The sequence below is a fragment of the Ruegeria sp. CH10 genome (assembly GCF_056537125.1).
Genome location: NZ_JBQFQY010000001.1, coordinates 212,695 through 238,874, shown reverse-complemented (window position 1 = coordinate 238,874; position 26,180 = coordinate 212,695). Strand labels below are relative to the sequence as shown.

The 26,180-nt window shown below is 58.1% G+C and carries 24 protein-coding genes, 1 tRNA gene and 1 pseudogene; 12 read left to right on the top strand and 14 right to left on the bottom strand.

Going from position 1 to position 26,180, the window contains the following annotated elements:
• Nucleotides 1–103: 103 nt before the first annotated feature.
• The 5 genes and pseudogenes from ACRZ94_RS01220 to cobA all read right to left on the bottom strand — a co-directional run.
• A complete protein-coding gene (locus ACRZ94_RS01220) occupies nucleotides 104–511 on the bottom strand; it encodes a DUF934 domain-containing protein (protein ID WP_480650986.1) in 408 nt (135 codons plus the stop codon).
• Nucleotides 508–1,269, bottom strand: a complete 762-nt coding sequence (locus tag ACRZ94_RS01215) for a phosphoadenylyl-sulfate reductase (protein ID WP_480796492.1) — start codon at nucleotides 1,267–1,269, stop codon at nucleotides 508–510. The genes ACRZ94_RS01220 and ACRZ94_RS01215 overlap by 4 nt, the downstream gene beginning before the upstream one ends.
• Entirely contained in the window at nucleotides 1,259–2,923 is a 1,665-nt protein-coding gene (locus ACRZ94_RS01210; protein ID WP_480796491.1) for a nitrite/sulfite reductase, read from the bottom strand. Before ACRZ94_RS01210 ends, ACRZ94_RS01215 begins: the two co-directional genes overlap by 11 nt.
• A gap of 66 nt (nucleotides 2,924–2,989) precedes the next feature.
• On the bottom strand, nucleotides 2,990–3,304 hold the full coding sequence (locus ACRZ94_RS01205) for a DUF2849 domain-containing protein (protein ID WP_480650992.1): 315 nt from the start codon (nucleotides 3,302–3,304) through the stop codon (nucleotides 2,990–2,992).
• Nucleotides 3,304–4,050, bottom strand: a pseudogene (cobA, locus tag ACRZ94_RS01200) (uroporphyrinogen-III C-methyltransferase); the annotation flags it as partial. The pseudogene cobA and the gene ACRZ94_RS01205, both read right to left, overlap by 1 nt.
• Before the next feature lie 170 nt (nucleotides 4,051–4,220).
• Here cobA and ACRZ94_RS01195 point away from each other — a divergent pair.
• The gene (locus ACRZ94_RS01195) at nucleotides 4,221–4,700 is read left to right on the top strand and encodes an Lrp/AsnC family transcriptional regulator (RefSeq protein ID WP_480650994.1); all 480 of its coding nucleotides are present in this window, start codon (nucleotides 4,221–4,223) and stop codon (nucleotides 4,698–4,700) included.
• 1 nt (nucleotide 4,701) lies between these two features.
• Here the strand turns inward: ACRZ94_RS01195 and ACRZ94_RS01190 are convergent, their stop codons facing one another.
• Nucleotides 4,702–5,874 (bottom strand): cytochrome P450, encoded by a 1,173-nt coding sequence (locus ACRZ94_RS01190; RefSeq protein WP_480796910.1) that lies wholly within the window; start codon nucleotides 5,872–5,874, stop codon nucleotides 4,702–4,704.
• A 47-nt stretch (nucleotides 5,875–5,921) separates the two neighbouring features.
• Here ACRZ94_RS01190 and ACRZ94_RS01185 point away from each other — a divergent pair, with 47 nt between their 5' ends.
• The 6 genes from ACRZ94_RS01185 to ACRZ94_RS01160 all read left to right on the top strand — a co-directional run bounded on the left by ACRZ94_RS01185 (nucleotide 5,922) and on the right by ACRZ94_RS01160 (nucleotide 12,949).
• The gene (locus ACRZ94_RS01185) at nucleotides 5,922–7,655 is read left to right on the top strand and encodes a sensor histidine kinase (protein ID WP_480796490.1); all 1,734 of its coding nucleotides are present in this window, start codon (nucleotides 5,922–5,924) and stop codon (nucleotides 7,653–7,655) included.
• A complete protein-coding gene (locus tag ACRZ94_RS01180; RefSeq protein WP_480650998.1) occupies nucleotides 7,652–8,881 on the top strand; it encodes a sigma-54-dependent transcriptional regulator in 1,230 nt (409 codons plus the stop codon). The genes ACRZ94_RS01185 and ACRZ94_RS01180 overlap by 4 nt, the downstream gene beginning before the upstream one ends.
• Before the next feature lie 359 nt (nucleotides 8,882–9,240).
• Nucleotides 9,241–10,242 carry a DctP family TRAP transporter solute-binding subunit gene (locus tag ACRZ94_RS01175; RefSeq protein ID WP_480796489.1) on the top strand — a complete coding sequence of 334 codons (1,002 nt, stop codon included), beginning with the start codon at nucleotides 9,241–9,243 and terminating at the stop codon, nucleotides 10,240–10,242.
• A 113-nt stretch (nucleotides 10,243–10,355) separates the two neighbouring features.
• A complete protein-coding gene (locus ACRZ94_RS01170) occupies nucleotides 10,356–11,033 on the top strand; it encodes a TRAP transporter small permease (RefSeq protein WP_480796488.1) in 678 nt (225 codons plus the stop codon).
• Nucleotides 11,033–12,409, top strand: a complete 1,377-nt coding sequence (locus ACRZ94_RS01165) for a TRAP transporter large permease (RefSeq protein ID WP_480651004.1) — start codon at nucleotides 11,033–11,035, stop codon at nucleotides 12,407–12,409. Before ACRZ94_RS01170 ends, ACRZ94_RS01165 begins: the two co-directional genes overlap by 1 nt.
• Before the next feature lie 228 nt (nucleotides 12,410–12,637).
• Nucleotides 12,638–12,949: a DMT family transporter gene (locus ACRZ94_RS01160; protein WP_480651006.1), complete on the top strand. Its 312-nt coding sequence runs from the start codon at nucleotides 12,638–12,640 to the stop codon at nucleotides 12,947–12,949.
• A 70-nt stretch (nucleotides 12,950–13,019) separates the two neighbouring features.
• On the opposite strand, the gene ACRZ94_RS01155 is transcribed toward ACRZ94_RS01160, so the two are convergent.
• Nucleotides 13,020–13,934: an FkbM family methyltransferase gene (locus tag ACRZ94_RS01155; RefSeq protein ID WP_480796487.1), complete on the bottom strand. Its 915-nt coding sequence runs from the start codon at nucleotides 13,932–13,934 to the stop codon at nucleotides 13,020–13,022.
• A 57-nt stretch (nucleotides 13,935–13,991) separates the two neighbouring features.
• Nucleotides 13,992–14,741 carry a triose-phosphate isomerase gene (gene tpiA, locus ACRZ94_RS01150; RefSeq protein WP_480796486.1) on the bottom strand — a complete coding sequence of 250 codons (750 nt, stop codon included), beginning with the start codon at nucleotides 14,739–14,741 and terminating at the stop codon, nucleotides 13,992–13,994.
• A 125-nt stretch (nucleotides 14,742–14,866) separates the two neighbouring features.
• On the opposite strand from tpiA, the gene ACRZ94_RS01145 reads away from it, so the two are divergent.
• On the top strand, nucleotides 14,867–15,778 hold the full coding sequence (locus ACRZ94_RS01145) for an isopenicillin N synthase family dioxygenase (protein ID WP_480796485.1): 912 nt from the start codon (nucleotides 14,867–14,869) through the stop codon (nucleotides 15,776–15,778).
• On the opposite strand, the gene ACRZ94_RS01140 is transcribed toward ACRZ94_RS01145, so the two are convergent.
• Entirely contained in the window at nucleotides 15,775–16,134 is a 360-nt protein-coding gene (locus tag ACRZ94_RS01140) for a HesB/IscA family protein (RefSeq protein ID WP_480651014.1), read from the bottom strand. The genes ACRZ94_RS01145 and ACRZ94_RS01140 overlap by 4 nt on opposite strands.
• Nucleotides 16,135–16,204: 70 nt before the next feature.
• Here ACRZ94_RS01140 and ACRZ94_RS01135 point away from each other — a divergent pair, with 70 nt between their 5' ends.
• The gene (locus ACRZ94_RS01135; RefSeq protein ID WP_480796484.1) at nucleotides 16,205–16,639 is read left to right on the top strand and encodes a hypothetical protein; all 435 of its coding nucleotides are present in this window, start codon (nucleotides 16,205–16,207) and stop codon (nucleotides 16,637–16,639) included.
• Between the two features lie 228 nt (nucleotides 16,640–16,867).
• On the opposite strand, the gene ACRZ94_RS01130 is transcribed toward ACRZ94_RS01135, so the two are convergent.
• The 3 genes from ACRZ94_RS01130 to ACRZ94_RS01120 all read right to left on the bottom strand — a co-directional run bounded on the left by ACRZ94_RS01130 (nucleotide 16,868) and on the right by ACRZ94_RS01120 (nucleotide 18,493).
• A complete protein-coding gene (locus ACRZ94_RS01130) occupies nucleotides 16,868–17,230 on the bottom strand; it encodes an SUF system Fe-S cluster assembly protein (RefSeq protein WP_480651017.1) in 363 nt (120 codons plus the stop codon).
• 94 nt (nucleotides 17,231–17,324) lie between these two features.
• A complete protein-coding gene (locus ACRZ94_RS01125) occupies nucleotides 17,325–17,603 on the bottom strand; it encodes an NfeD family protein (RefSeq protein WP_480651019.1) in 279 nt (92 codons plus the stop codon).
• Complete coding sequence (locus ACRZ94_RS01120; protein ID WP_480796483.1) at nucleotides 17,603–18,493, bottom strand: SPFH domain-containing protein; 891 nt, start codon at nucleotides 18,491–18,493, stop codon at nucleotides 17,603–17,605. Before ACRZ94_RS01120 ends, ACRZ94_RS01125 begins: the two co-directional genes overlap by 1 nt.
• A gap of 176 nt (nucleotides 18,494–18,669) precedes the next feature.
• Between ACRZ94_RS01120 and ACRZ94_RS01115 the strand changes: the two genes are divergently transcribed.
• The 3 genes from ACRZ94_RS01115 (at nucleotide 18,670) to lon (ending at nucleotide 23,397) form a co-directional block, all read left to right on the top strand.
• Nucleotides 18,670–19,581 carry a nucleoside hydrolase gene (locus ACRZ94_RS01115; protein ID WP_480796482.1) on the top strand — a complete coding sequence of 304 codons (912 nt, stop codon included), beginning with the start codon at nucleotides 18,670–18,672 and terminating at the stop codon, nucleotides 19,579–19,581.
• Between the two features lie 63 nt (nucleotides 19,582–19,644).
• The gene (gene tgt, locus ACRZ94_RS01110; protein WP_480651025.1) at nucleotides 19,645–20,775 is read left to right on the top strand and encodes a tRNA guanosine(34) transglycosylase Tgt; all 1,131 of its coding nucleotides are present in this window, start codon (nucleotides 19,645–19,647) and stop codon (nucleotides 20,773–20,775) included.
• 213 nt (nucleotides 20,776–20,988) lie between these two features.
• The gene (gene lon, locus ACRZ94_RS01105; RefSeq protein ID WP_480651027.1) at nucleotides 20,989–23,397 is read left to right on the top strand and encodes an endopeptidase La; all 2,409 of its coding nucleotides are present in this window, start codon (nucleotides 20,989–20,991) and stop codon (nucleotides 23,395–23,397) included.
• Between the two features lie 207 nt (nucleotides 23,398–23,604).
• Here lon and ACRZ94_RS01100 read toward each other — a convergent pair.
• Nucleotides 23,605–23,679 (bottom strand) — tRNA-Val (locus tag ACRZ94_RS01100).
• A gap of 126 nt (nucleotides 23,680–23,805) precedes the next feature.
• Nucleotides 23,806–25,956 carry a M10 family metallopeptidase C-terminal domain-containing protein gene (locus ACRZ94_RS01095; protein ID WP_480796481.1) on the bottom strand — a complete coding sequence of 717 codons (2,151 nt, stop codon included), beginning with the start codon at nucleotides 25,954–25,956 and terminating at the stop codon, nucleotides 23,806–23,808.
• Between the last annotated feature and the right edge of the window lie 224 nt (nucleotides 25,957–26,180).

The window sequence follows — 26,180 nt, the reverse complement described above, 5'->3', positions numbered from 1 at the left end:
CAGCCGGTTGGGTAAACCGACATCTCCGTTTAATCTTTGATCCAAGTCAGGAAAAGGGGGCAGTTGCCCCCACGTCCTGTTTCACGGCTGGCGATAGGCGGACTTAGCCGCGCAGGCGGGCCTGATAGTTGTTGTCCTGCCAGTTCGAGCGCGCAAGCCACTGATCTTCGGGCTGACGCTGGGCAAGCGAGTCGTCGATCTCGATCTCATCAAAGCCGCTGCGGCGTGCCATGGCGTATTGATCCGCCAGCACATGGCCACGGGCGCGCAACCGCCCCTTGTAGCCTTTCAGGCGCAGGATGCGAGCGATGGTAAAGCCGCGCCCGTCTGCGGACGAGGGGAAATCCACGCGCACCATCTGGGCATTGCCCAGCCGGTCGACCAGCTCATCCGGGTCGGTGTCCGAGCTTACGTCCAGCGCGACCACATCATTTGCGGCGTCTTCCAGGGTGACGAACCCATCGGTCCAGTCATCAAGGCCAAAGCCTTCATCCGTTACGATTACACTCATGTTGTCTCTCCGGCGCGCACCATTTTGCCATCTACAAAATGAATGCCGCATTCTTCCTTGTTCTGATCGCGCCAGCGTCCGGCGCGAGGGTCTTCGCCCTCTTTGACCGGCGAAGTGCAGGGCGCACACCCGATCGAAGGGTATCCTTTTGCCACCAGCGGATGCCGGGGCAGGTTGTTCTCTTCCATATAGGCGCGCACGTCTTCGGGCGCCCAATGGGCCAGCGGGTTGACCTTGATCCGGCCTGTGCCGTCTTCAACCTCAAAGAACTCAAGCGCGGCGCGGGTGCCGGCCTGAAACCGCTTGCGCCCGGTGATCCAGCCACAATACCCCGTCAGCGCCTTTTGCAACGGAAAGGTCTTGCGCAAGTTGCAGCAGGCATCCGTATCCCGAAGGCGCAATGCGCCATAGGGGTCTTCGCGTTGCACGTCCTCGTCCTCGGCGCGGATGATCTGCACGTTTTTCAGGCCCAGACGTTCGCTGACCTCGTGCTGATACTCCAACGTTTCCACGAACAGCATCTGCGTATCGACAAACAGAACCGGGGTCATCTTGTCGACCACGGCGGCCATATGCAGCAACACCACGGACTCGGCGCCAAAGCTTGAGACCAGCGCCAGCGCGTCGATCTCATCAATGGCACCGTGCATGACATCATGCGCCGAGTGGTGCCGGAACCGGGCATTCAGCGCCTCGACCCGTTCGGTCAGTTCGCTACGGTCTTTGCCCAGTTCCGTCTGGATCAGATCAAGCGGCATTCGCCTGCGCCTCGGGGTAGAGGGCTGCTTTGAACGGAGCCATGCCAACACGGCGATAGGTCTGCAAGAACTCTTCCTCGGGGCTGTCGCGCTGTTCCAGATAGGTGTTCACGATCCGCTCGACTGCCGGAACGATCTCATCATAGGCAAAGCCCGGGCCGGTGCGGTCGCCAATGGCTGCCGTTTCCGTACCGTCGCCGCCCAGAGTGATCTGGTAGTTCTCGACGCCCGCGCGATCCAGTCCCAAGATGCCGATATGGCCCACGTGGTGGTGACCACAGGCGTTGATGCAGCCCGAGATCTTGATCTTCAGGTGACCGATATCATGTTCCAGCTTCAGGTCGTCAAAGCGGTTGGCGATTTCCTGTGCAACCGGGATCGAACGGGCCGTCGCCAGCGCGCAGTAATCCATGCCGGGGCAGGCGATGATGTCGCTGATCAGGCCGATATTGGCGGTCGCTAACTCATATTCTTTCAGCTTGGCGTGGATCGCGGGCAGGTCCGACTTGTGGACATGCGGCAGGATCACGTTCTGTTCGTGGCTGATGCGCAGTTCGTCATAGGCGAACTCTTCGGCCAGATCGGCCATCACGCGCATCTGTTCACCGGTTGCATCACCGGGCGTCGCGCCGTGCTTTTTGATCGAGATCGTCACGATCGCATGATCCGCATTCTTGTGCGGCGCGATGTTGGTATCGACCCACGAGCGGAAGACCGGATCGTTGATATAGGCGCTTTCAAAAGACGCAACCGAGCCCTGACGGAAATCAGGTGCCGCGAAGTGGCCCTTGATCTCTTCCAGCAGGGCCATGTCCGCGCCTTTGAACTGCGGGCGAACCTGCAGGAAACGCTCGTTGACCTTGGCGCGAATGGTGTCGATACCGTTCTCGTGCACGGTGATCTTGATGCGCGCTTTGTACTTGTTGTCGCGACGACCGATCTGGTTCCAGACGGACACAGTCGCTTCAAGATAGGCCAGAAGGTCGTCGAAGGCGACGAAATCGGACAGTTCTTTGCCGATCATGGGTGTACGGCCCAGACCACCGCCCACGATGACGCGAGCACCCAGAACGCCGTCGCGTTCAACCAGCTGCAGGCCGATATCGTGCGCCTTGATCACGGCGCGGTCATTTTCCGAACCGGTGATCGCGATCTTGAACTTACGCGGCATGAACTGGAATTCCGGGTGGTCGGTCGACCACTGGCGCAGCAGCTCGGCATAAGGGCGCGGATCGGCGACCTCATCCGCGGCAGCACCGGCGAAATGGTCAGCGGTCACGTTGCGGATGGTGTTGCCCGAAGTCTGAATGGCGTGCATACCAACCTCGGCCAGCGCGTCCAGCATATCCGGCACGTCTTTCAGTTTCGGCCAGTTGTACTGGATGTTCTGACGGGTGGTGAAGTGGCCGTAACCTTTGTCCCACTTTTCAGCCAGCAGGGCCAGCTGACGCATCTGCGCGCTGGACAGCGTGCCATAAGGGATTGCAACCCGCAGCATATAGGCGTGCAGCTGCAGATAAAGCCCGTTCATCAGGCGCAAGGGTTTGAATTCATCCTCGGTGAGCGAGCCGTCAATGCGGCGCTCGACCTGTGCGCGGAATTGTTTGTTGCGCTCTTCCAGGAATGCTGTGTCGAACTCGGAGTAGCGATACATGTCTAGCTGTCCTTAGTTGCAGCCCCGAAACCTTGGGGCCTTGAAGGGGAGAGAGAGGGCCGAAGATCAGGCCCGGGGCTGCGTTTCTGTTTCCTGCTTGCCATGGGCATAGTTGGACGGGCCGGTGCGGCGGAAGTCCTCGCGGAAATGGGTGGGTTCGGGACCGTTCTCGCCTGCGACGGCATCAGCCAGATAGGCGCCGACGATCTTGTTGGCCTGACGCGATGCATCCAGCAGACGAACCTGCGCGTGGGCCTCATCGGTGATCAGTTCGGCCTCGGCCAGCTCACGCGACCAGCGGTCGTCTTCGGTCAAGTAGATAACGTCGCCTTCCAGCAGGTCATTGGCGGTGACGACTTTGGGGGTAAAAGCGCGGGCCATCAGGCGTGCTCCTTCTTGAATTCGGTCAGGGCCTTGGCCGCTTGGCGCGGGGCGAGGCCATAAAAGGTCAGGGTTGGGCCGTCCATTTCGGCGGCGGACAAATCGTTGGGCAACTGGTCCAGTTTGGTCGCCAGAACGCGTTGATCGGGTCGCGAGGCGTTTTCGATCAGCGTCACGGGCGTGTCGCGATCCGCGCCGTGCATGATCAGACGGCCCTGAATGAATCGGGCGGATTTCTTGCCCATGTAAATCGCGGCCACCGACCCGTGGCGCGCCAGCGCGGCCCAATCGTGATCTGCAAAACCCTTCATGTCGTGGCCGGTCAGAAACCGCACCGAGGAATTGCGGCCCCGGCGTGTCAGGCTTTGACCAATGCCTGCGACAGCAGCCGAAGCAGCCGTGATTCCAGGCACGATCTGCCAGGGGATGCCAGCGGCATCGACCGCTTCGATCTCTTCATCCAGACGGCCAAATACGGTGGGATCACCCGACTTCAGGCGCACAACGCGGTGGCCCTTTGCGGCGTAGTCGACCAGCAGGGCGTCAATGTCTTCCTGCTTCCACGATGGCCCGAAGCCCGCCTTGCCGACATCGACCAGCCGGGCGGATTTACCGGCCAGTTCCAGAACCTCGGGGCTGATCAGGCGGTCATGCAGAACGACGTCAGCCCGCTCAAACGCGCGCAGCGCCTTGAGGGTCAGCAACTCCGGATCGCCCGGTCCCGCGCCGACAAAGTCGACATGGCCAGTGCCATCATGTGAATGCGTAAGCTGCATGGTTCGTTCCGCTTGTTTGACTTGACCTGCAATATAGGAAATATTCCCGGTATTGCGCCATACGGGCGCTTAAATAAGAACAAGCGTTCCGTCAATTCACGAAACTGGAACGCTGGTTTTGAAACGAAGGAAAAATTGGAATGTCGGTGCGGATTGATGACACGGATCGGAAAATTCTGGTTGAGCTACAGCGCGATGCCAGCCAATCGCTGGACGAAATAGCAGCCCGTGTCGGCAGTTCCAAGACCCCGGTTTGGAATCGCATACGCAAGCTGAAAGGGGCCGGAGTCATCGGCCAGCAGACCGTTCTGCTGGATGCCGAAGCGCTGGGATTTGAGGCGACATTCTTTGTGCTGATCCGCACCTCGGAACATGAGGCGGACTGGCAGCGAAAATTCCTTAAGGCCCTGCGGGATCGGCCCGAGGTGCAAGAGGCGCACCGGCTGGCGGGCGACATTGACTATATCCTAAAGGTCCGGGTCAAGAACGCGCGGGCCTATGATGAATTCTACCAGACCCTGATTTCAGAAGTGCGGGTGCATAACGTCACCGCCCTGTTGTCTATGGAAGAGATCAAGTCGACCACCATGTTGCCACTGACCGCGTTGATTGAAGGCTAGGTCACACCTGCACCATCAGGCGGGTCAGTCCGTGGAAATGGTAGGTGTTGGAATACTCCGGCGCGGCGCTCAGGCGCAGGTTGGGGCAACGGTCGAACAAGGCCGTCAGCGCGATCCGCATTTCCATCCGTGCCAAGGGGGCACCAACACAGAAATGCAGGCCGCCGCCGAAACTGGTATTGGTGACGACAGGGCGGGCCGGATCGAACTTGTCCGGCTGTGCCCAGACCGCCGGGTCGCGGTTCGCGGCCCCCAGCAGCAGCGCAACCTCATCCCCGCGTTTGAATTTGTGACCGAAAGCCTCGACATCCTCATAGGCATAGCGGGTGAATATATGCAGTGGCGGGTCATAGCGCAGGATTTCTTCGACCAGACCGTCCGTTTCAAAGGGCGATGGATCAAGCCCCAGCTGCAGGATCGTTTTCACCCCGTTGGCCAGCGAATGCACCGTCGCCTCGTGCCCGGCATTCAACAGCAGGATACAGGTCGCGACCAGTTCATCGCGGGACAGTTTCTCGCCATCTTCCTCGGCGGCGATCAGCCTTGTGATCAGGTCGTCCTGCGGGTCCGTGCGGCGTTGCTCGATATAGCCGGTCAGAAATGCGGTGAAATCCTGCGACGCCGCCGCGGCGGCGTCTTCGGTCTGGCGCGTGCGGCTGGCCTGATACATGGCCACCATGGCGTGTGACCAGCGCAGCAGATCGGGTGACATCTCGGCCGGCACACCCAGAAGGCGGCAGATGGTGACCACGGGGACCTGAGTACAAAACGCATCCAACAGGTCAAACGGGTCCTGCGGGAATCGGTCGATCAGGCTGTGGCTGAGATCATGGATGAACGGCTCCAACGCGGTGATCGCGCGGGAGGTAAAGGCACGCATGACCAATGCGCGCAGGCGGGTGTGCCGGGGCGGTTCCGCCTCAAGCAGCGAATGCGCCTCAACCGCCAGCCACGGGGCCAGATGGGCAGGGCCGGGGCGCTGCATCTCAGCCGGGACCTCTCGGCCAAAGCGGCGGTCTTTCAACAATGCCTGAACGGCCCGGTGCGACACGGCAGCGACTTTGCGGTAATCACCCCAATAAACTAGGTCCCCATGCGCGCGGGCCGCATCATAGAACGGATAGGGATTTTGCACGAATTCCGGATCAACCGGAGACTGGAATACGGTCTTCATGCCGCGCAGACTTGCCATGCGGCGCGTCGAATGCAAGACCCTATGGTATGCAAAGGCTTTGGGTCATCCTTGGATTTCTGTTTGCCGTCGGGCTGTTGTCCGCAGGCGTCTGGTCTTATGGCTACCGGCAGGCGCTGTCTCAGCTGAGCGAAAAGGCCGAGGCCGACCTGGAACTGGCCGCCGACCGGCTGAGCACACAGATGCAGGTCTATCAGGAACTGGCCGTGCTGATGGCAAGTCACCCGGCCTTTACCGAACTGGCGTCCCCCGGCGGGCAACAACAGGCGCGGGCCATTCTGCTGGATGTGGCGGATAAAACCGCTGCCGTGAACATGATGTATCTGGACCGATCCGGGCGCGTTCTGGTGTCGGCACAACCGGTTGAGCAAAACGACATGGCCGCGCATCCCGCCTTTCAGCGCGCGATGCAGGGGGCGTTGGGCAACGCGCATGGGGTTCTTCCGATCAGCGGCAACCGTACCTATTCCTACGCAGCCCCGGCCTTTGACGAAACGGGGCGGGTAAAAGGCGCGCTGATGGTCGTGGCCGATGTGCAGGACGTCGAGCAAACATGGCGCGGCAGTACCGAGGCCGTGTTCTTTATCGACAGTGACGGGATTGTTTTCATCTCGAACCGGTCGGATCTGTTGTTCTGGCGGCGTGCCGAGGGCGAGTTGGGGTTATCCCCGCCCCAAGGGGGTAAGGTCGCGTTCTCCTCGACCTATGTTGGACCGCATGAGTTGTGGCGGCTGAATTGGGGCCGCTATCTGCCCAGCCGTGCCTTGCATCTGATGTTGGATTTGCCAGTGATCGACATGACCGCTGAGGTTCTGGTGGATGTTGCGCCCGCCCGCCGTTTGGCTGGGCTGCAGGCGGCGACCGTGGCGGCGATCTGTCTGGCTTTCGGTGCCTTGTTGTTCCTGGCGACCGAGCGCAGGCGCACGCTGGCTCAGGCCAATGCGGTGCTGGAAAGCCGTGTCGCCAAGCGCACACGCGCTCTGACCGCGGCAAACACCGCGTTGCGCCGTGAGGTGCATGAGCGGCAAGAGGCTGAGACAGCCCTGAAACATGCGCAGGAAGAGTTGATCCAGGCCGGCAAACTCAGCGCTTTGGGGCAGATGTCGGCCGGCATCAGTCATGAACTGAACCAGCCGCTGATGGCGATCCGGCAATTTGCCGACAATGGAACCGCCTTCCTGTCGCGGGGGCGCGAGGAAAAGGCCGCTGAGAACCTGACCCGGATCTCGGACATGGCGGCCCGGATGGCGCGGATCATCAAGAACCTGCGCGCCTTTGCCCGCAACGAAAGCGAGCCGATGGGCAAGGTCGATCTGGTGCAGGTGATCGACACCGCCGTGGAACTGACCGAGGCCCGTTTGAAGGATGAAGGTGTAGGGCTGGACTGGCAGCCTCCGGGCGCGCCGGTTTATGCATGGGGTGGTGAGGTCCGGTTGGTGCAGGTGTTTGTAAACCTGATCAACAACGCCGCAGACGCCATGAGCCAGCAGAATGACCGCCTGATCGAGATTGCGATTGAGGCGGGCGACATTCTGGCAGTGACCGTCCGCGATATTGGTCCGGGGATCGAGAATACCGAGAAACTGTTTGAACCTTTCTACACCACCAAGGCGGTGGGATCGTCCGAAGGTATGGGGTTGGGCCTTTCGATCTCATATGGTCTGGTTCAGAGTTTCGGGGGAAATATCCGGGGCACCAATGCCAGCAATGGTGCGGTGTTTACGGTCGAGCTTGAATATTATCGGGAAGATGACGTGGCATGACGCGCAAGGTTCTGTTGGTCGATGATGATTCCGCCGTGCGCGAGGCGCTGGCACAGACGCTGGAACTGGCCGACTATCACCCGGTGACCGCGGGGTCGTTTGTTGCGGCCAAGGATCATATCCGCGCTGATTTTTCCGGGGTGATCGTCTCGGATATACGGATGCCGGGCAGGGACGGGTTTCACCTGCTGACCTATGCGCATGAGGTCGACCCCGAACTGCCGGTGATCCTGCTGACTGGCGAAGGGGACATACCGATGGCCGTGAAGGCCATGGGGCAGGGCGCATTTGATTTTCTGGAAAAGCCCTGTGCGGCAGCCGATCTGCTAGATGTTCTGGGTAAGGCGTTCACGGCGCGCGATCAGGTTCTGGAACAGCGCGCGTTGAAACACGAACTGGAACGCGGAGACCCCGCCGCGCGTCTGTTGTTTGGATTGTCGCCGCAGGCCGAGGCGCTGCGTGAACGTGTGCGGACCGTGGCCCCCACCGGGATTGAGGTTTTGGTCACCGGACCCGCAGGCAGTGGGATTTCCAAAGTTGCCGAAGTGGTGCATCTGATGTCGCCACAGGGGCAGGGGCCGTTTGTCAAAAGACCCTCATCAGGTCTGACGCCGGATGCTTTGTTGCAGGTCTGTGAAGATGCGGCAGGCGGGTCTTTGTTTCTGGACGAAATCTCGGCCATGCCCGAGGCCACGCAATTCGCGGTGCTTGAGGTGTTGGAACAAGGGCCGGATGTGCGGATTCTGGCGGGATCGACAGCCGATTTGGGAGCCTTGTCCGCCGAAGGCCGTTTTCATGCTGAACTGTTTTACCGACTGGACGTGATGCGGGTGCGCATCCCATCGCTGGCGGAACGCCCCGAAGATATTCCGGTGATCTTTCGCCACTATGTCGCTCAGGCCGCAGAGCAGGCTGGAATTGCCGAACCTGAGATCTCTTCGGAATATCTGGCGTCTCTGATGGCCAGTGATTGGCCGGGTAATGCGCGGTCTCTGATGTCAGCCGCGATGCGGTTTGTCTTGGGTATGCCCGAAGAGGTTGCCCAGGCCACTGATCTGGGGCTGAGCGAGCAGATGGCGCGGGTGGAACGGTCCTTGCTGATCGCCGCGCTGGGGCGGCACAATGGCAAAGCGTCGGACGCGGCCAAGGCTTTGAAACTGCCGCGCAAGACCTTTTACGACAAGCTGGCGCGCTATCAAATTCGCCCCGAGGATTACCGCCGGTAGCCGCTGGCTCTCCCGCCCCCTTTGGCCGCATTTGCATGCGTTCAAAGGCGTTGGGCCGGGCAGCCCGCTGGCGCGGGCTGCAGTTGCGCTGTGTGATTCCCAGAGCTGATTCGAGAAGAGTGCGGAAATCCGCACAAGGGCCATTGCGCCTGTGCGAATTTCCGCACAACGCGTTTTGGTGTTAATTCCTGCATTTGGTGTGGTTGTTTTAAGTATCAGATAATATGCGGAAAAATAGATTCCTTCTGTGCCCTTAACAAATTATTGAGCCGCGCCAGTTGATTCGGTTCACTGCAGCCCATGCGGCACTGAAGGGGTGTCGACTCGATTGTTTGAGGAAGTCTGGGAGGAAGAGACTGATGAAAATCCTGACAACGGCTGCAACGGCCTTGGCGCTGACTGTTACTGCAACAGCAGGGATGGCTGCCTGTGACGATGGTGAAATCGTCGTAAAATTCGCGCATGTGACCAACACCGATAAACACCCAAAGGGGATCGCCGCATCGCTGCTGGAGCAGCGCGTGAATGATGAGATGAACGGTGTGATGTGCGTTGAGGTCTACCCGAACTCGACCCTCTATAACGACGACAAGGTTCTTGAGGCGATGCTGCAGGGTGACGTGCAACTGGCCGCGCCGTCGCTGTCGAAGTTTGAGAAGTTCACCAAGCAATTCCGCCTGTTCGACCTGCCGTTCATGTTCAAGAATATCGATGCCGTGGACGCATTCCAGGCATCGGACCAAGGCCAGGCAATGAAAGACAGCATGCAGCGCCGCGGCCTGCAGGGCCTGGCGTTCTGGCACAATGGCATGAAGCAGATGTCGGCGAATCAGCCTTTGGTTGATCCCTCGGATGCGGATGGCCTGAAATTCCGCGTTCAGTCCTCGGACGTTCTGGTGGCGCAGATGGAAGCCATCGGTGGCAGCCCGCAGAAAATGGCCTTCTCAGAAGTTTATGGCGCGCTGCAGCAGGGCGTTGTGGACGGGCAGGAGAACACCTGGTCGAACATCTACGGCAAGAAGTTCTTTGAGGTGCAGGACGGCATCACCGAGACCAACCACGGCATCATCGACTATCTGGTCGTGACCTCGGTCGATTGGTTGGACAGCCTTGATCCGGAGGTCCGCGATCAGTTCCTGACCATTCTGTCTGAGGTCACTGAGACGCGGAACAAAGAAGCCTTTGCCGTGAACGAAGTGGCCAAAGCCTCGATCACCGATGCGGGTGGCATCATCCGCGAACTGAACCCTGAACAGCGTCAGGCTTGGGTCGATGCGATGAAGCCCGTTTGGGACAAGTTCGCTGACGACGTAGGTCAGGACAAGATCGACGCCGCTCAGGCCATTAACGCCGGGTTCTGATCCCGGTTCAGCCCGCGCGTCTTGGGGCTGGGGAGTTACCGACGCGCAGGCCGGGCGGGCCGAACACAGGCCCGCCCCCATTCTTCTCATCACAAAAATATGGGGACAGAGATATGTCTGGTGCGAAACCCGGCCAAGGCGGGCTGGTCGACCATATCGAAGAAACCCTGATCGCATTGCTGCTGGGCCTTATGACGGCCGTGACCTTTGCCAATGTGATCGCGCGTTTTTTCTTTAATTCCAATATTCTGTGGGCGCTTGAACTGACCGTGTTCATGTTCGGCTGGCTTGTGTTGCTGGGCGCGTCTTATGCGGTCAAGAAACACGCGCATCTGGGGGTGGACGCGATCCTTAACATGCTGCCCCAGGCACCGCGCCGCGTTTTGGCTTTGATTGCCGTGGCGTGCTGCCTGGTGTTTTCACTGCTGCTGCTGAAGGGCTCATACGACTACTGGGCCGTATTCGCGGACCTGCCGCCCACATCCGGTCGCTGGTTCCCCACTGGGTTCAATGTCGATGCGCGCAGCCAGAGTTTCTATGAGGTGGACGACATCCCAATGGTCGCGCCGCTGCGCTTTCTGGAAGATATGATCAACTATGGCGAAGGGTACGAGAAGCTGCCCAAGGTGGTGCCGTATCTGGTGTTGCCGGTGTCGATGCTGTTGCTGGTGATCCGGTTCGCGCAGGTCGCCGTTCAAATCTGGCGCGGTGAAACCGATCGCCTTGTCGCCAGCCACGAAGTCGAGGACGAGATTGAAGAAGTCCGCGCACAACAAGGGGTGCATGACTAATGGACGTCGTTCTTCTTTTCTCAATGGTCATTGGCCTGCTGCTGATCGGGGTTCCGATTGCGGTGGCGCTTGGCCTCAGCTCGACCCTGTTCCTGTTGATCTATTCCGACAGCTCTCTGGCCTCGGTTGCAGGTACGCTGTTCGAAGCGTTCGAAGGGCACTTTACCCTGCTGGCAATCCCGTTCTTTATCCTTGCGTCGTCCTTCATGACGACCGGCGGCGTGGCGCGTCGGATCATCCGGTTCTCGATTGCCTGCGTGGGGCATCTGCCCGGCGGTCTGGCGATTGCGGGCGTGTTCGCCTGTATGCTGTTTGCTGCGCTTTCTGGCTCGTCCCCGGCGACTGTTGTGGCCATCGGGTCCATCGTGATCGCGGGTATGCGTCAGGTGGGCTATTCCAAGGAATTCGCCGCGGGTGTGATCTGTAACGCCGGTACGCTGGGCATCCTGATCCCGCCCTCAATCGTGATGGTCGTCTACGCCGCCGCTGTTGAGGTCTCGGTCGGACGCATGTTCCTGGCCGGTGTCATTCCGGGTTTGATGGCCGGTCTGATGCTGATGGTCACGATCTACATCATGGCCAAGGTCAAGAACCTGCCCAAAGGCGAATGGAAAGGGTGGGGCGAAATCTTTACCTCGGCCCGCGAGGCCGGTTGGGGTCTGTTCCTGATCGTGATCATTCTGGGCGGTATCTACGGCGGCATCTTTACCCCGACCGAGGCCGCTGCGGTGGCTGCTGTCTATGCGTTCTTCATCGCCAGCTTTGTCTATAAAGACATGGGTCCGCTCAGCACCGAAGAGGGTGTGCAGAACCTGCCATTGATGAAAAAGCCCTATGCACTGCTGACGGCGTTTTTCCATCCCGACACCAAACACACGCTGTTTGAGGCGGGTAAGCTGACCGTCACGCTGCTGTTCGTGATCGCCAACGCGCTGATCCTGAAGCATGTGCTGACCGATGAGCAGGTGCCGCAGCACATCGCCAACGCCATGCTGTCAGCGGGTCTGGGTCCGGTGACCTTCTTGATTGTGGTCAACGTGATCCTGCTGATCGGTGGTCAGTTCATGGAGCCTTCGGGCCTGCTGGTGATCGTGGCGCCCTTGGTGTTCCCGATTGCCATCGAGCTGGGCATCGATCCGATCCATCTGGGCATCATCATGGTGGTGAATATGGAGATCGGGATGATCACACCTCCGGTCGGGCTGAACCTGTTCGTGACCTCGGGCGTTGCGGGCATGCCGATGATGGGTGTGGTCAAGGCGGCGCTGCCGTTCCTGGCGGTGCTGTTCGTCTTCCTGATCATGGTGACGTACATCCCGTGGATTTCGACCTTCCTGCCCAATACGTTCATGGGCCCGGAAATCGTGACCAATTAGCGAGTTACATATAGTGCTGGTAAAGCCGGGCCCTGATCAGGGCCCGGCTATTTTCATTTCTTCCAAAGTGTTTAATACCTGCCGACCTTGGTCAAAGCCTTGATCAGAATTGGGTAGACGTCCTGCGGTTGAATCGGGGTTTGGAATGCTTAGATCAGGTAGCAGAGGACGACCTCCCCGCAACGGGTGATCACTCGGGACGACCCGAGCAAGGTTTGAGGTGTCCCAATGCCCTGGATTTTTCTTCTCTTTGCTGGCCTGCTGGAAATTGTGTGGGCCGTCGCCATGAAACAATCGGCCGGTTTCACGCGCATGTGGCCTACGGCGGTGATGGGTGTGTCGATGATTGGCTCATTCGCACTGTTGGCCATGGCGATGCGCACGCTGCCGCTGGGAACAGCCTATGTCATCTGGACCGGGATCGGCGCGGTCGGAGCCTTTGCCGTTGGCGCGATGTTTCTGGGCGAGGCGATCACCCCATTGCGGGTGTTTGCGGCCGTTCTGATCGTATCAGGGCTTGTCGCGATGAAGATTGCCTGAGGTCATGACGACGCCACCCCCTAAGGAGGGTTGGGCCGAGACGTGGGCCTAACCTTGGTTGCGCAAGTCGTCACTTTTTTCCAAACAGACGGGCAAGACCGCGTTTTTTGCGAACTGGCGCTTCCGCAGGAGCAGCCTCTTGCGGAGACTCTTCCGTTTTTTCTGGCGCGGGCTTTTTGTCACCTGGCTGGTAATTGTGCCATTTGTCGATTGAAAATCCGCCCTTCAATACATCGGTGAAATGAGGCGGGGCGTAAGCAGGATTCACAAACACAAGATCAACTTGCCACATATAGCCGTCGTAGTAAGAGAAATCGATAATATCCAGCAGCTCAAACCCGGCGGCCAGCATCAACTGGATCCGTCTGGTAATTGTAATCCGGGGTGCTTCGAGGATCAGAACAGAACAGTTTTTGAGAGCCTCCTGCGCGCCCTCAAGGATCATCTCTTCGGCTCCGTCCACGTCGATCTTCAGCAGAAACGGAGCCGCCGGTTTTTCATTGGCGACGAACGTGTCCAGTTTCAGCGTAGGAACTGTGCGCAATGACTTGGTAGGCGATTCTTCCTTGGCAAAGCGCGCATGTGTGACGTCGTGCCCATCCATAACGGTCGATACGGTTAGTTCTGCCGTTCCATCCGAATTGGACACAGCAACTTTGTTCAGTTCGTAATCGATGCCAGCTTTGGTGTAGATTCTCTCGATCGCTTCGAAGTGTTCTTCAATGGGTTCAAAAAGATGATGCTTTTTGTCCCGAAAAGCAGCCATCAACTCATGCGTGCCGAAATGGATACCGACATCCAAAACACACTCGATTGGAAACTCGGCGTCGCGCAGATGCGCGAGGAGCGAGGGCTTGTTTGGGTGGCGCTGACTACTTTGCATGTCATTCCTGAAATTGGCACAATTTAATTGGTTCGGATCGACGCGCGTCTTTCGAAAGTTGAGCTTGCCTGCGCGATCAATGCCGGGCGATTGTTTGATCAAAGGTCTGGGGAATACAACCTGTTCTTTTCCCGCGCGACAAATTCAGTCAGTTCACGCCTATGCGGTTTCCAGCGCTTTTATGATGCCGGAAAAATCTGCCGCCTTCAGGCTGGCCCCGCCAACAAGGGCGCCATCCACGTTCGACACCGCAAAAATCTCGGCCGCGTTTGAAGGCTTGACCGAGCCACCATAGAGCAATCGTACCGAACGCCCCACACCTTCGCCAAAGCGGCGTTCCAGACGGGCGCGGATAAAGTCGTGGACCTCTCCGATTTCGTTCAGGGTGGGCACCTTGCCTGTGCCAATGGCCCAGATCGGTTCATAGGCGACAACCAGATTTTCCCCGGTGGATTGATCCGGGATTGAGCCCGACATCTGTCCGCCGATGATATCCAGCGTGTTTGCGGCTTCGCGCTGTTCCAGGCTCTCGCCGACGCAGATGATGGCTTTCAATCCGGCATCCATCGCGGCCCGCGCCTTGGCGCGGATGTCCTCGTTTTGCTCATCGTGATCTTCGCGCCGCTCAGAATGACCCAAAATGACTGATGTCGCTCCGGCATCCAGCAGCATGTCGGCGCTGATATCGCCTGTATGCGCACCCGTGCTTGCCGCATGGCAATCCTGACCGCCGACCGCGATGCCTGTGCCGTTGGTGACTGTAGATGCGCGGTGCAGCAACGTGGCAGGCGGGCAGATCAGCACGTCCACATCGGGCGAGGGGAAGGCGTCGGCCAAAGCTTGCAGTTCGCTCAGCGATTCTGCGGTTCCATTCATCTTCCAGTTGCCAGCCGCCAGCTTGCGCCTCATATCAAAATCCCCCTGAAATATCCCTGTTCTGCTGCCCCGGATAGCATCGCCAGACCGGGGTGACAATTCCGGTTGCAGCGCCCTGCAATAAACGGCAGTTTGCGCGCGCAGAAAGGAACGTCTTAATGATCGATAATCTCGACCTGAAGAAACTGGATCAACGCGACCCGGATGAGCTGAGCAAGCTGTTGCATGCGGTCGGTCAGATCGGGTTCCTCACCGTCTCGAATACGGGCTTGGATGCTGACCGGATCCAGCAGGTGATTGCGATGTATCGCGCCTTTTTCCATTTGCCGGCCTCGCAAAAGGCAAGCGTCGACATGGCTGCAACCGGCTCAAATCGGGGTTGGGGGGCGTCGCAATCCGAGCAGGTCGATCCCAATGCAAACCCGGACTACAAAGAGGTGTTCGATTGCGGGTATGAGCTACCGGCAAACAGCCCATATTCGGGGTCGAATCTGGGCGTCTACGCCCCGAACCAGTGGCCCGACACACCAGCACAGTTCAAACAGACGATACAGGCGTATTACACCGATGCCTGCGCGGTTGCGATGCGTGTTCTTCGGGCGATCGCCGTTGCACTGGGGCGGCCGGAAAACAGCTTTGATGCGGCGTTCGGTACACCGATGGCGCTGCTGCGCGGCAATTACTATCCCAAGCGGCCTGCCTGGGCGGGCGAGAGCGATTTTGGGATCGGGGCGCACACGGATTATGGTTGTTTGACCCTGCTGGCAACGGACGGAACTTCGGGGCTCGAAGTGCGTATGCCGGATAACTCATGGGAGATGGTTCAGACCAAGCCGGGCACGTTTGTTATCAACTTCGGGGAAATGCTGGAGTTCTGGACGGCAGGCCGGGTGAAGGCCACGCTGCACCGCGTGGTCGGAGATTCGCAGGAGCGCCTGTCTGTACCGCTGTTTTTCAACCCGTCTTACGACACCAATGTCGCACCGCCGAATTCAGGCCAGAGCATCACCGCAGGTGACCACCTGACCCGTCGGTACAATGAGACCTATGTGCACCTTCAAACGGCTTAAGGGGCGAGATTTTCGTCGAACTTAATGGATTCACCGCAACCGCAGGCGTCAACGACATTGGGGTTGCGGAACTTGAAGCCGGATTCCAGCAGGGATACTTCGTAGTCGATTTCAGTACCGAACAGGAACATCTGCGCCATCGGGGCGATGATGACACGGGCACCATCCTGCTCGACAACCTCATCATGGGTGTCGACCTGATCCACATAGTCCATGGTGTATTCCATACCCGCGCATCCGCCCTTTTTGACGCCGATGCGTAGGCCAGCATGGCCACCTGTTTCCATCAGGCGCACAATCTGCTGTGCCGCCTTTGATGTCATGGTGACTGCCTGTTTGCCGGGAATGCCAAACATTGTGTTCTCCGTTGTCGCGCGTAACTTATAACTTAGTGCTGACGGGGCGCTGGCTCAAGGCATAGCAGCCATGCTGACCTTACTTTTCCGGACAAGTGTGAATGTCGCTTGCCTTTTGACAGAAGCTGGACTTTGCTGCTGTTACGGTCTTTTGGCAGTTCGAGGCAAGGTGAGCAATATGAAAAATCCGACAAAACTGTTTAATTGCATGTTGTTGGCGTCCGTTCTTGGCGTTGTCGCAAGCGCCGGTATGGCAGAGGAAGCGCCGAAAACGCATCCGGTCAACTGCAATACAGCCGAAGGCGATCTGCGCGCGATTGCTGCCGAGAAAAAACACGCACAGGACCAGCAGGTTGAAAGCGTTACCGCGATTACTCCGGCCGGCGCGCTGTTGGGGCTGATTACCGGGACCGAGAACAAGAAGTTGTCCATGCTGTCAGGCGATTACGTCAAAGCGCTGGATGAGCGGGCAGTAGAAATCAAAACCAAGTGCGGCGTTCAGTAAGTATTTGATGCGAAAATGAAAAAGACCGCTCTCGGGCAAGAGCGGTCTACATTTTCAATGTGTATCCCGAACGCAGCTTTGGGGAGGGTGCCGTTCGGGTTTGTACAGCGTGCTCAATGGGATGCGAGCTTTGACGCACCAGGACTATGATCGGGATGCGTAACGGATTTCCAACAAGCACATGACAGAAAAATAAACCTTTTGCGACACAGGGTTGTGCCGCGCGGTCTACATAAAGCCCAGTTCCAGACGGGCTTCGTCCGACATCATCTCCATCCCCCAAGGCGGTTCCCATGTCAGTTCCACGTCGACCTCTTTGACCCCGGCGACAGGTTCAATCGCCTCAACGATCCAGCCAGGCATTTCACCAGCGACCGGGCAACCCGGTGCTGTCAGGGTCATGATCACCTTGACCGCGTTTTCCTGAGAAATCTCAATCGTGTAGATCAGGCCCAGATCGTAGATATTCACAGGAATTTCGGGGTCAAAAATGGTCCGGCAGGCTTCGACCACCGAGTCGTACAGGGGATGCTCGATAGACGAAGGCGCGATCAGCGGCGTGCCTTCCAGATGTTCGCTCGGATGAGTCATGCGGGCCTCGGGTCAGTTTCTGAGCATTTATATAGGGAATGCCACCGGCAGCGTCCAGAGGCGCAATGGCGCCCGCAGGGGGCGCCATGTTGGCTTATTCGTTGATGTCGTGTCGAAAGGTTTTCACCTGACCATGGGGCAGGGCGAAAATGCGCCGCAATGCCAGCCAGGCGACCAACGACAAGGCTGCAAAGATCAACAGCAGCACAGGCAGCGAGGGCGCGATCCCCGGAACGGCCAGCAACAGACCCGTAATGGCCGCCCCGATCGCAAAGCCCAGAAAGATGAAACCGGGCAAAACGATTTCGAGTATCCCAAGCGCCAGAGCGGCAGCCAACCAAATCCACCAGGTCAGCCAGAAGGGATCAGCCATTACTTGCCTCCTTTCAGCATATTGAAGGCGTTACCAAAGGCCTCCAGCGCATTTGCGGGCACCACGATGGTTTGCGAGCCGGTGCCATTGCCCAAAGCATTCAACGCCTCAACCTGCTTCAAGGCAACCTGATACTGCGCGGCCTCGATGCCATTGTCCTGAATGGCCTTGGCGACCACGCCGGTGGCATAGGCTTCGGCCTCGGCCTGAATGCGGCGGGCTTTGGCAGTTTGTTCCGCGGCATACAGCTCGGCATCGGCGTTCAGCTCGACCGCGCGTTTCTGGCCTTCGGCCTCGGTCACCTGTGCCCGGCGGGCGCGTTCGGCGTTCAGCTGCTGCAACATCGCATCGCGGGTGGCCTGATCCAGATTCACGTCCAGAATCTCGGCCCGGGTCACTTCGATGCCCCAGTCATCGACAGCGGTTTCAACGCTTTCCTGAATGCGCGTGATCAACTGGGCGCGGTTCGATTGCACCTCATCCAGATCCATTTTACCTATCTCGGCCCGCACGATCCCTGCCACGGTGGTCGCAATCGCGCCATCGACGTCGCGGATACGGTACACCGTCTTTTCCGGCTCAAGAATGCGATAAAACACCGAGGTATCGATCTGCACCAACACGTTGTCCTTGGTGATCGCGTCCTGTGTCGCATTGGGCAACTGACGTTCCAGAATGGATATCTTGTGGCGTGCAACGTCCAGAAACGGAACGATAAAGTTAATGCCCGGCCCCAGGACCGAGTGCAGGCGGCCGAACCGTTCGACCACGTATTTCTCGGATTGTGGAACGATCTTGATGCCTTTGAACGTGACGACGATCAGCAGCACCGCCCCAAGCACAAAGATGATGTTCGAGGTCAACAGCCCAATAATCTGTTCTTCTGTCATAACTGTCCTCTTATTATTGTGTACTATTGTATACATATGGGGATCGAGTCGCCCGATTTCAACTTTGGTATGAGGCGATCTGGTGCGGATGCAAATCTTTGAGATGCCCGGTTTCCTGCGGAAGTTTCAAATTGTGACCGCTTTGCATCCCACCTTGTTTGCGGTATCGCGCTGGGATGAAACTGATCATCGATACAGACCCCGGCATCGACGATGCCATGGCCATCGCCTATGCAGCCGCAGCACCCGAGATTGAACTGATCGGGTTGACCACGGTGTTCGGCAATACGCATGTGCACCAATCCAGCCGCAACGCGCGATTTTTGTTGGATAAACTGGGGTTGACGATACCCGTGGCCGAAGGCGCCTCGGTACCGATGGGTCGGGATTTCCACGCTCCGTCCGAGCATGTGCATGGTCCCGAAGGCTTTGGCGATATCATAGATATTCCCGAGATCGGCGCCAATCATGATCTCTCTGCTGCCGAGTTCCTCGTCGACATGGCGCGCCGTCACAAGAGTGAGGTGGTGGTTTGCGCCGTGGGACCATTGACCAATATCGCAGCAGCGATGGAGCTGGATGCGGAGTTCGCGCGCAACATCAAACGCTTGGTCATCATGGGTGGCGCGGTTTATTGCTCCGGTAATATCACGTCTCATGCCGAGGCGAATATCTATCACGATGCGCAGGCGGCAGATATCGTCTTTGCTACTCCGCCGGAAACGGTGCTGGTGGGGTTAGATGTGACTTTGAAAACGCTTTACGAAGCTGCCGATTTTAAAGCTCTGGCGCAGCGATCCCCCGGGATGGGCGGATTTCTACGGGACATTTCCCTTTTTTATCTGAAATTCTACAAAGAGATTGGCGGTTTGGAAGGCTGCGGCCTGCACGATTCAACCGCGGTGATAGCCTGCACCCATGAACCCCTGTTCGACATGGTGCAAACCGGCCTGAACGTTGTGACCGAAGGCCCCGAGATCGGTGCGACGCGCCCGGACCCTGCGCGGCCTGCGGTCCGGGTCTGTCAGGATGTTGACGGGGCAGGGGTGGTACAACTGTTTACGGAACGTGTCGCCTCGTTGCCCTGACCGCTTGCAAAGATCGGACAGATCGGGCAAATGCTGCCCGGTTCAGCGACCCCGAGGCATCCCATGACCGAGCGTTTTTCTTTTGACCTGAAAGCCACCGACGGCAAGGCGAGAACCGGCGTGATCAACACGCCGCGGGGCGAGGTGCGAACGCCCGCTTTTATGCCTGTGGGGACGGCAGCGACGGTCAAGGCGATGATGCCGGAAAGCGTGCGCGCGACGGGGGCAGATATTCTGCTGGGCAACACCTATCACCTGATGCTGCGCCCAACGGCTGAGCGGATCGACCGGCTGGGCGGGTTGCACACGTTCATGAATTGGGAACGGCCGATCCTGACGGACTCGGGCGGGTTTCAGGTCATGTCGCTGGCCGGGCTTCGCAAGCTGACCGAAAAGGGCGTGACCTTCAAATCCCATGTGGACGGCTCAAAACACGAGTTGACGCCGGAGCGGTCGATGGAAATTCAGCGCCTGCTGGGGTCCGACATCGTGATGTGTTTCGACGAATGCCCGGCGCTGCCCGCAGATCGCGACCGGATCGCTGAATCCATGCGCCTGTCGATGCGGTGGGCCGAGCGTTCGCGTGAGGCGTTCGGAGATCGCCCCGGCCATGCTCTGTTCGGCATCATGCAGGGTGGTCTGGAACAAGACCTGCGCGAAGAAAGCGCCGAGGCGCTGAAACAGATCGGTTTTGAGGGCTACGCCGTGGGTGGTCTGGCCGTGGGCGAAGGGCAGGAGGCCATGTTCGGCTGCCTGGACTATGCGCCCGATTTCCTGCCCGCCGACAGGCCCCGCTATCTGATGGGCGTGGGCAAGCCCGATGACATCGTTGGCGCTGTGGCGCGCGGGATCGACATGATGGACTGCGTTCTGCCCTCACGTTCAGGGCGCACGGGGCAGGTTTTCACGCGCTATGGCGTGGTCAACATCAAGAACGCCCGCCACGCTGATGACCCGCGCCCGTTGGACGAACACTGCACATGTCCGGCCTGTTCCAACTATTCGCGGGCCTACCTGCACCACGTATTCCGCTCGAACGAGATGATCTCGGGCATGCTGCTGACCTGGCACAACCTGCACTACTTCCAAGAGATCATGCAGGGCATGCGCGACGCGATTGCGGCGGGCACGTTTGGCGCTTGGCAGGCCACGTTCCATGCGCAACGCGCGCAGGGCGATATCGAACCACTTTGATCGCCCGGAAATTGCCCGGCGGTACAAAATCGGTGGATATGTCGTTCGGGTGCCTTGCAGTCCGGAAAACCTCGGGTCATTCTGATCCCTGAGACATGGCGGTAAGGTTGAAAAAGGGCGATGAGGCCCCACCTTTACCGTCCAAGACAGGAGATGGCCGAGCGTTGCCTTATTCAGGGACCGGAGCCATCTTGCCAACGATAAGGATTGAGCATGCAAGAGCCCCTTAATTCCTCATACCCCGTACTTCCGCTGCGCGATATTGTGGTGTTCCCACACATGATCGTGCCGCTGTTCGTGGGTCGGGAAAAATCCGTCCGTGCACTGGAAGAAGTGATGCAGGACGACAAGCAGATTTTGCTGTCCAGCCAGATTGACCCAGGTGATGATGACCCGGCTGTTGATGGCATTTACAACGCTGGTGTTCTGGCCAACGTTCTGCAATTGCTGAAACTGCCCGATGGCACTGTGAAGGTGCTGGTTGAAGGGCAAGCCCGGGTGAAGATCACGGAATTTCTTGAAAACGATCAGTTTTTCGAAGCTCGTGCAGAATACCTGACGGAAATCCCCGGCGACGTCACCACGACCGAGGCGCTGCTGCGCACTGTCGCGGATGAGTTCGAGCGTTACGCCAAAGTGCGCAAGAACATCCCCGAAGAAGCGCTGACCGCCGTGGGTGAGACCACCGAACCCGCCAAGTTGGCCGATCTGGTTTCGGGCCATCTGGGCATTGAGGTCGAACAAAAGCAGGAATTGCTTGAGACGCTGTCGGTCAGTGAGCGGCTGGAGAAGGTCTATGGCCTGATGCAGGGCGAAATGTCGGTTCTGCAGGTCGAGAAAAAGATCAAGACCCGCGTCAAATCCCAGATGGAGAAGACCCAGCGCGAATACTATCTGAATGAGCAGATGAAGGCCATTCAGAAAGAGCTGGGCGACGGCGAAGACGGCAGCAACGAGGTTGCTGAGCTGGAAGAGAAAATCGCCGAGACCAAGCTGTCGAAAGAGGCCCGCGAAAAGGCCGAAGGTGAGCTGAAAAAGCTCAAGAACATGTCGCCGATGTCGGCCGAGGCCACGGTTGTGCGTAACTACCTCGACTGGATTCTGGCCTTGCCGTGGGGCACCAAATCCCGCGTCAAAAAGGACCTGGGCCGTGCGCAGGACATTCTGGACGCCGATCACTACGGGCTTGAGAAGGTCAAAGAGCGGATCGTTGAATATCTGGCGGTTCAGCAGCGTTCGAAAAAGCTGAAAGGCCCGATCCTGTGCCTTGTTGGTCCTCCGGGTGTGGGTAAAACCTCGCTGGGCAAGTCGGTTGCCAAAGCCACGGGGCGCGAGTTCATTCGCATCTCGTTGGGTGGTGTGCGTGATGAATCCGAGATCCGGGGCCACCGTCGGACCTATATCGGGTCGATGCCGGGTAAGATCATCCAGTCGCTGAAAAAGGCGAAAACTACGAACCCGCTGATCTTGCTGGATGAAATCGACAAGATGGGCCAGGATTTCCGTGGCGACCCGGCCTCGGCCATGTTGGAAGTGTTGGACCCGGAACAGAACAGCACGTTCATGGACCACTACTTGGAGGTCGAATATGACCTATCCAACGTGATGTTCCTGACCACGTCGAACAGCTATAACATGCCCGGGCCTCTGCTGGACCGGATGGAGATCATTCCGCTTGCCGGTTACACCGAGGAAGAAAAGAGCGAAATCGCGAAACAGCACCTGATCAGCAAGCAGGTCAAGAACCATGGCTTGAAAGCCAAGGAGTTTGAGCTGACCGACGAGGCGCTGCAATCCATCATCCGCACCTATACCCGTGAGGCGGGTGTGCGGAATCTGGAGCGTGAGATCGCCAAGGTGGCCCGGAAATCGCTGACCAAGATCATCAAGAAAGAGGCCGACTCCGTCACGGTGACGCCTGACAATCTGGATGAGTTCCTTGGCGTGCCCAAATACCGCTATGGTCTGGCCGAACAGGACGATCAGGTCGGCGTTGTGACCGGTCTGGCCTATACGTCGGTCGGCGGCGATCTGCTGCATATCGAGGCGCTGAAACTGCCCGGCAAGGGGCGAATGAAGACGACAGGTAAGCTGGGCGATGTGATGAAGGAATCCATCGATGCGGCGTCGTCTTATGTGCGGTCAATCTCACCTCAGATCGGGGTAAAACCGCCCAAATTCGACTCGTTGGACATCCACGTCCACGTGCCGGATGGGGCAACGCCCAAGGATGGTCCGTCTGCGGGGTTGGCGATGGTGACGTCGATCGTCTCGGTGCTGACAGGCATTCCGGTCCGCAAGGACATCGCGATGACGGGTGAGGTGTCCTTGCGCGGTAACGCGATGCCGATCGGCGGGTTGAAGGAAAAACTGCTGGCGGCGCTGCGTGGTGGCATCAAGACCGTTCTGATCCCGGAAGAAAACGAAAAGGATCTGGCGGACATCCCTGACAACGTGAAGGAAGGGTTGGAGATCATTCCAGTGACCCACGTGTCTGAGGTGCTGAAACGGGCCCTTGTTCGTGAACCGGAGCCGATTGAATGGGATGAGGCGGCCGAAGAAGCTGCGGCGGCAGCGGCCAAAGCCGCCGAGAGCACAAGCCCATCTGCCACAGCGCACTAACCAAACAAAAGGCGGGGACGACCCCGCCTTTTCTTTTCGCACCAGACGTTCTGGCGCGCGGGGGCCGCAAAGTGCTTCATAGCTTCTTCTGAAAAAACAGCGATTAACGCGCTGATATTGATGCGTTCTTGCTGTTTTGGAATTCCCAAAAAAGAAATACACAGCGAAACAGTCGCACTATTTTTCGTAAGACTCTAAAGGGAAGAATGGTGGGTGATAAGAGATTTGAACTCCTGACATCTTCGATGTGAACGAAGCGCTCTACCACTGAGCTAATCACCCTTGGACCCGGCTGTTATAGCGAGTCCGAACGTTCTGCAAGAGTCGATTTCCATTTTCGACCAAAGCGGGCAGTCAAAACACAAGCGCCCGACATTTTGCCGGGCGCTGGCCTGATTTTTGGGGGAGTCAGAGGATGAAATCGTCAGCCGTCAGGTCGATTGCACCCTTTAGCTTGATGACCATCTCTGGTTCGCTGTCGCCATCTGTGTCGATAAAGACAATCGTCTGATCAAGGGCGGAATTGGCGTAGTCTTGCTTGATATAGTAGATTTCGCCGTCATCCGATGTGCTGATCGGAGAGGTGCCGTTGAAGACAAATTCCTGATCACCGCTCAGCGTTGCGTTGGCGTCGATTGCGCTCAGGTCGATTTTGTCCTGACCCTGTGTGAAGTCAGTGATGACGTCCGCCAGTTTCCCGCGGTCGCCACTGTCGGTGACGGCGTTGAAGACAAATGTGTCGGTGCCGTTGCCACCGCCCATGATATCAAGCCCTTCGCCGCCGGTGACTGTGTCGGCGCCTCTGCGGCCGTAGATCTTGTCATCACCGTCACCGCCTGAGATCGTATCTGCACCTCTGCCGGCCCAGATGGTATCTGCTCCATTACCGCCAGTGACGTCGTCATTGCCATCGCCAGTGTAAATAGTGTCTGAACCATCGCCGCCCGAGACCTGGTCGTTGCCGATGCCTGCGTCGATTGTGTCCCAGCCATTGCCGCCCGAGATGTTGTCGTCGCCGTCGCCGGAAATGATATTGTCCCAACCGTTGTCGCCGCTGATGGTATCGTTTCCAAGACCTCCGCGGATGACGTCCCAGCCGAGACCACCAGAGATGGTGTCATTGCCGCCGCCGCCGTAAAGCGTATCTACCCCATCCAGACCGTTCAGAGTGTCGTCGCCATTGTAACCATAGAACGTATTCGCAGATGCGTTTCCGGTGAACTGGTCGCCTTGCGCGGTACCGGACAGGTTTTCGATCCCAGAGATCGTGTCATTGCCATACCCTGTGTTTTGCGCAGTGGTGATGGAAAGGTTTACGCTTGCAGCGGCCGTCCCGGTGAACACCAGCGTATCGGTACCTTCGCCCCCGGCAATAAGATCGTTGCCGTCACCATTTTTCGCAATGAACTTGTCCCAGCCTTGGCCGCCTGAGATGTCGTCGTTCCCCAATCCACCGTTCAGAGAGTCATTGCCTTTTCCGCCCCGGACAATGTCATTGCCGCCGTCTGACGAGATGACATCGTTTCCGCCATTACCGGCAATGTAGTTTGCAGAGGAGTTTCCATACAGGAAATCGCCAGCGTGCCCGCCGATTGCGTTTTCGATGACAACGCCATTGGCAATCGTAAACCCGCCGCTGACGCCGAATGCGTGCGAGGGGGATCCACCTGCGTCGTGCCCTTCCAGATCGGCGGCTTTCAGGTTGATCTTAACGCCTTTCCAAAGTCCCGCGGCCGAAATCGTATCATTGCCGCCGGTGTCCCAAATGGCTTGCCAGAAGGTACCGGCAGCGTTGGCGCCTTTCAGCGAATAGACATTGTTGCCTGTGTTATGCGCCTTGGTTCCATAGATCGCCTGAAGGGCCGCGATATCCAGCGCCATGGGCCCCCCGACGCCGCCGAAGTTGTTGGACGGCAGCGGCATAACCTGAGGGTAGCCCGAGTTATAGGACATGATCGTGAAAATGGCCTGATTCTGACCGTCGGTGCCGTAGTCGCCGAACTCTCCGGTCACTCCCGGGAAAACGGACGAGCCACCGCCATTGTCATGAGGGTGCGCCAGCCCCAGGCCATGCAGGATCTCATGAACAATGGTTGCAAAACCTTCGCCACCTCTGCCAAGGGCCGCAGGCGCAAAAAGGGGCGTTTCGTAATTGAAGAAGCCAAACAGGGTGTTGATGCCAAAATCATCCTGCAGCACGGGTTTATCTCCGGGAACCTGATGGGCGCCCAGGACCCCCGGTGAACCAAAGAAATCGTCCGCTACCAAACCCCAGGAGATGTTTTCATAATTCGCGCCTTGGGGGGTGAGGAAGGGAACCTCGACAAAGGTAACGGGAATGAAGGTTTCGATCAGATCAAGCGCTTTGCGAAAGGCCTGTTTTTCGAAATTCGACATATTCTTGAAGGCGCTAACGGAATTGTTCCCAAAAGAATATGTAATTGTTCCGGCAGGTCCACCGACATTGGTGTTCACATCCCAAGAGTTGCCCCAAATCAGACCGTCGACGTAGACGTGCCCGGTTAGGGTTCCACCCGGATTGGTTGTTGCTACAGCCATAACTATAACCTTCGTTGCTTATAACGCAGACGATAACGCCTCATGAAACAACATTTTCGAATGCGTTGATTTTACCTACTTTTCCCGCGAAAAACCCACGGATGTTTTCTGATCCCACTTTCAATTCGAAACCAGGAGATGCAAGCCCATAGAGTGTTTTTCTGTTGTTTTGGCGCCTCGTGTAACCTGTTGCACACGCATTGTGGCTGAAAAATGGCGACCCA